The sequence below is a fragment of the Deferrisoma sp. genome (assembly GCF_054681715.1).
Map to the genome: position 1 here is coordinate 1 of NZ_BAAHFQ010000239.1, position 3,303 is coordinate 3,303.

General features: G+C 74.8%; 5 protein-coding genes. All 5 read left to right on the forward strand.

The genetic code is table 11. The annotated features are described in order from the left end of the window. The coding region (locus ACY0I8_RS17170; protein ID WP_461395725.1) for an HI0074 family nucleotidyltransferase substrate-binding subunit at nucleotides 1-455 on the forward strand (455 nt) is incomplete at its 5' end. Further along, nucleotides 448-750, forward strand: coding sequence for a nucleotidyltransferase family protein (locus ACY0I8_RS17175; RefSeq protein WP_459941458.1), 303 nt, complete (start codon nucleotides 448-450; stop codon nucleotides 748-750). The genes ACY0I8_RS17170 and ACY0I8_RS17175, both read left to right, overlap by 8 nt. After that, nucleotides 747-1,160: a CoA-binding protein gene (locus ACY0I8_RS17180; RefSeq protein ID WP_459941457.1), complete on the forward strand. Its 414-nt coding sequence runs from the start codon at nucleotides 747-749 to the stop codon at nucleotides 1,158-1,160. The genes ACY0I8_RS17175 and ACY0I8_RS17180 overlap by 4 nt, the downstream gene beginning before the upstream one ends. Continuing rightward, nucleotides 1,153-3,009, forward strand: coding sequence for a tetratricopeptide repeat protein (locus tag ACY0I8_RS17185; protein WP_459941456.1), 1,857 nt, complete (start codon nucleotides 1,153-1,155; stop codon nucleotides 3,007-3,009). Before ACY0I8_RS17180 ends, ACY0I8_RS17185 begins: the two co-directional genes overlap by 8 nt. Next, nucleotides 2,999-3,303 (forward strand): GNAT family N-acetyltransferase (locus ACY0I8_RS17190; RefSeq protein ID WP_461395726.1); only part of this gene is annotated, 305 nt, incomplete at its 3' end. The genes ACY0I8_RS17185 and ACY0I8_RS17190, both read left to right, overlap by 11 nt.

A 3,303-nucleotide genomic window follows, 5' to 3' on the forward strand; every position in this document is an offset into this window, starting at 1 on the left:
ACGTCCCCGCGCCCGAAGGGAGCGCCCCCGTGTCCCTGGATCTCACGAGTTTGCGAAAGGCGGTGACGGCCCTGGGCGAGGTCCTCGACCGGTGCGAGGACGAGGCGGTGACGTCCGGGCTCGATCCGGTCACGCGAAACGCCCTGCGGGCCGGGGCGATCCAGCATTTTGAGTTCACCTTCGAGCTGTGCTGGAAATTCATGCAGCGCTGGCTCCGCCGGAACGCGGAGGCCGAGGAGGCGGACCGGCCCAGGACCCGCAAGGACCTGTTTCGCATGGCGGCCCGCTGGGGGCTCATCGACGATCCGGTGCCGTGGTTTCGATACGCGGAGGCCCGAAACCTCACGTCCCACACGTACAACGAGGACGAGGCGGCACGGGTGTACGCCGTGGCCCGGGCGTTCCTCGACGACGCGCGGGATCTCCTCAACCGGTTGGAACGGGCCAATGATTGACCTGCCGGCCCCAGACCTGGAGGAGGTCCGCCGGCTCGTGGCCCGCCATCTCCCGGGCCGCGAGGTGCGGGTGTTCGGTTCCCGGGTCGAGGGGACGGCACGGCGGTTTTCGGACCTCGACCTGGCGGTCGTCGGGCCGGCATCGGACGAGGAGCTCGAGGCCTTGCGGGATGCGTTTTCCGCTTCGGACCTCCCGATCCAGGTGGATCTGGTCCGGTGGGAGGACCTCCCCGATGGGATCCGGGGCGCCATCGGCGGGCGGTTCGTCGTGCTCCAGGAGGCCGGGGCCCGGTGAGGATCGAGGAGCGGATCCAGCGGTTTCTGGCGTCGGGCGCTTTCGGGGTGATCGGCGCGTCCCGCGACCGGCGAAAGTACGGGAACAAGGTGCTGCGCTGCTACCGGCAGGCCGGCCGCCGGGTCGTTCCCGTGCACCCCCGGGAGGCAGAGATCGAAGGGCTTCCCTGCGTGGGTGCGGTGGCCGACCTGCCCCGGGAGGTCCAAAGCCTCTCGCTGGTCACGCCGCCCCAGGTCACCGAAGAGATCGTGGAGCAGGCGATCCGGGCCGGCATCCCAAACCTTTGGATGCAGCCCGGGGCCGAGAGCCCGGCGGCCGTGGCCCGGGCCGAGGCGGCCGGGCTCAACGTGATCGCCGACGGAAGCTGCGTGCTCGTGGTGCTCGGGTTTCGGGAGGACCCGGGTGGGTAGCCTGCGGGCACGGTGGGCCGGGGCCGCGCTCGCCGCGGCCCTCGTCGTTTCCGCGGGGGGCGCGCTCGCCGGCCCCCGGGAGCACCTGGAGGTGGGCCTCAAGGCCTACCGGGACGGGTTCCACGAGCTCGCCGCGAAGGAGCTCCGGGCCTACCTCGAGGCGAAACCCGACGACCCGGACCGGCGGGATCTCCTGGACCTCCTGTTCCGGGCCGAGGTGGCCCGCAAAAACCCCGAGGGGGCCCGCTGGGCCCTGGAGCGGCTCGTCGAGGCCGATGACCCCGAGGCCCGGTACTGGCTCGGGTGGCTCGCGTGGCGGGTGGGAAGGCCCGAGGAGGCCCGGGAACACCTCGGCCGGTACCTCGACGAGGGGGGCGGGGCCCATGCCGCCGACGCCTGGCTCCTGGCGGCGGCCGCGGCCGAGGCGCTGGGACACTGGCGGGACGCGGCCGAGATGTACCGGGCGTTTCTGGCCGGGGCCAAGGGGGACTCCCGCCGGGCTTCGGCCTGGCTCGGGCTCGTGGGGGCCCTGAGCAAAGAAGGCGCCCCCGGGGCCGTGGCGGCGGCCTGCCGGGAGTCCCTGGCCGATCCCGGGGTGCTCGAAGACCGGGAGGCGCGGCTTGCTATCGCCCGGGCCGGTGCGGCCGCTTCTCAGACGCCCGAGGACGCCGCGTTCTTCTGGGAACGGGTCGCTGAGTGGACCCCGGATCGGGAGGAGCGGGCCCGGGCCCTTCTCGGGCTCGGCCGGGCGAGGGCCGAGGCGGGGAACCGGGACGGCGCCGGACGGGCCCTCGAGGGGTTTTTGCAGCTCGTCCCGAAGGGGGAGGAGGCGGTCTCGGCCCGGCTTCTCCTGGCCGATTTGGCCCGCGAGGCGAAGGATCTACGGGGTGCCCTGCGGCACCTGGAAGGGGCCCTCGCGGCGGGCGCCGAGGGGGCCCGCGCCCTGGAGATTCACCGGGCCGCCTTCGCCCTGGCAAAGCGGCTGGGAGACGGCGAATCCCTCCGGCGCCACGGCCGGGCGATCCTAGATCGGGGGGCGAAGGCCGTTCCCCGGGACGAACTCGACCGGGTGCGGTGGACGCTCGCCGACGACGCCCGGGCCCGGGGCCGGTGGCAGGAGGCCGTGGCGCTCTGGGACGGGATCGCCGAGGGATCCGCCCTCGGCCGCTCGGCCAGGGTGGAGGCGGCCCGCGCCCTGTTGGAGAACGGCAAACCCGGCGAGGCGCTTCGCCGGATCGAGCCCCTCCTCGGGGCACAGAGTACGCTCGACGAGTGGCTCCTGGCGCTCGCCGCGGCCGAGGCGGCCGGCGACGCGGCCCGGGCGGCGCGGTTCGCCGAGGCTGCCGCAGGGAAGGCCCCGCCGGGGGAGGCGCCGGCCCTCTTGGAGCGGGCCGCGGTCCACGCCGAGGCCTCCGGCGACGGGGAAAGGGCCCGGGTGTTGCGGGTCCGCTTGGCCCAGGCGTACCCCGGGAGCCCCCAGGGGCGGCGTGCAGCCCTGATGCTCCAGGCCGAGGCGTTCCAAGCCCAAGACTGGGCCGAGGTCCTGCGGTGGTCCGCCGCGGCCCGGGAGGCCGACGCCTCGGGGGCGGCCGCGTTCCGGGAGGCCGAGGCCCTGGCGCGAATCGGCCGCGCACCGGAGGCGCGAAAGAGGTGGGAGGAGCTTGCGGGCCAACCCGGGCCCTTCCGGGGCCGGGCGCTCCTCCGGCTCGGCCTGGAGGCCGACCGGTCGGGGGACCCGGCCGACGCCCTCGCCCGGTACCGGGCGGCCCTCGAGGCGGGGCTGCCCCCGGAGGCCGAAACCTGGGTGCGCGGGCGGATCGAGGAACTGGAAGGCGGTCGTGGCGGGTGACCCCTGGGTCCGGATCGTCGAGGTTCCGCCGTCCCGGTGGCTCGAGGTTCTCCGGGTCGAGGCGCGGAGCTTCGAGCACCCCTGGGACCCGGGCACCGTGCGCGACGTGCTCCACAGCCGGTTCTGCCGGGCCCTGGGCGCGGAAGGGCCCGGCGGCCGGTTGGTGGGGCACCTCCTCTACGCCGTACAAGGCGGCCTGTGTCACCTCCTGGATCTCGCCGTGGTGCCCGAGTGGCGCCGCCGGGGCGTGGGAACAAAGCTCGTGCGGGAGGCCCTGGACCGTCTCCGGCGCCA

Coding starts and splice junctions, on each gene's coding strand:
- ACY0I8_RS17175 (WP_459941458.1), top strand. CDS start 448: ATGATTGACCTGCCGGCCCCAGACCTGGAGGAGGTCCGCCGGCTCGTG.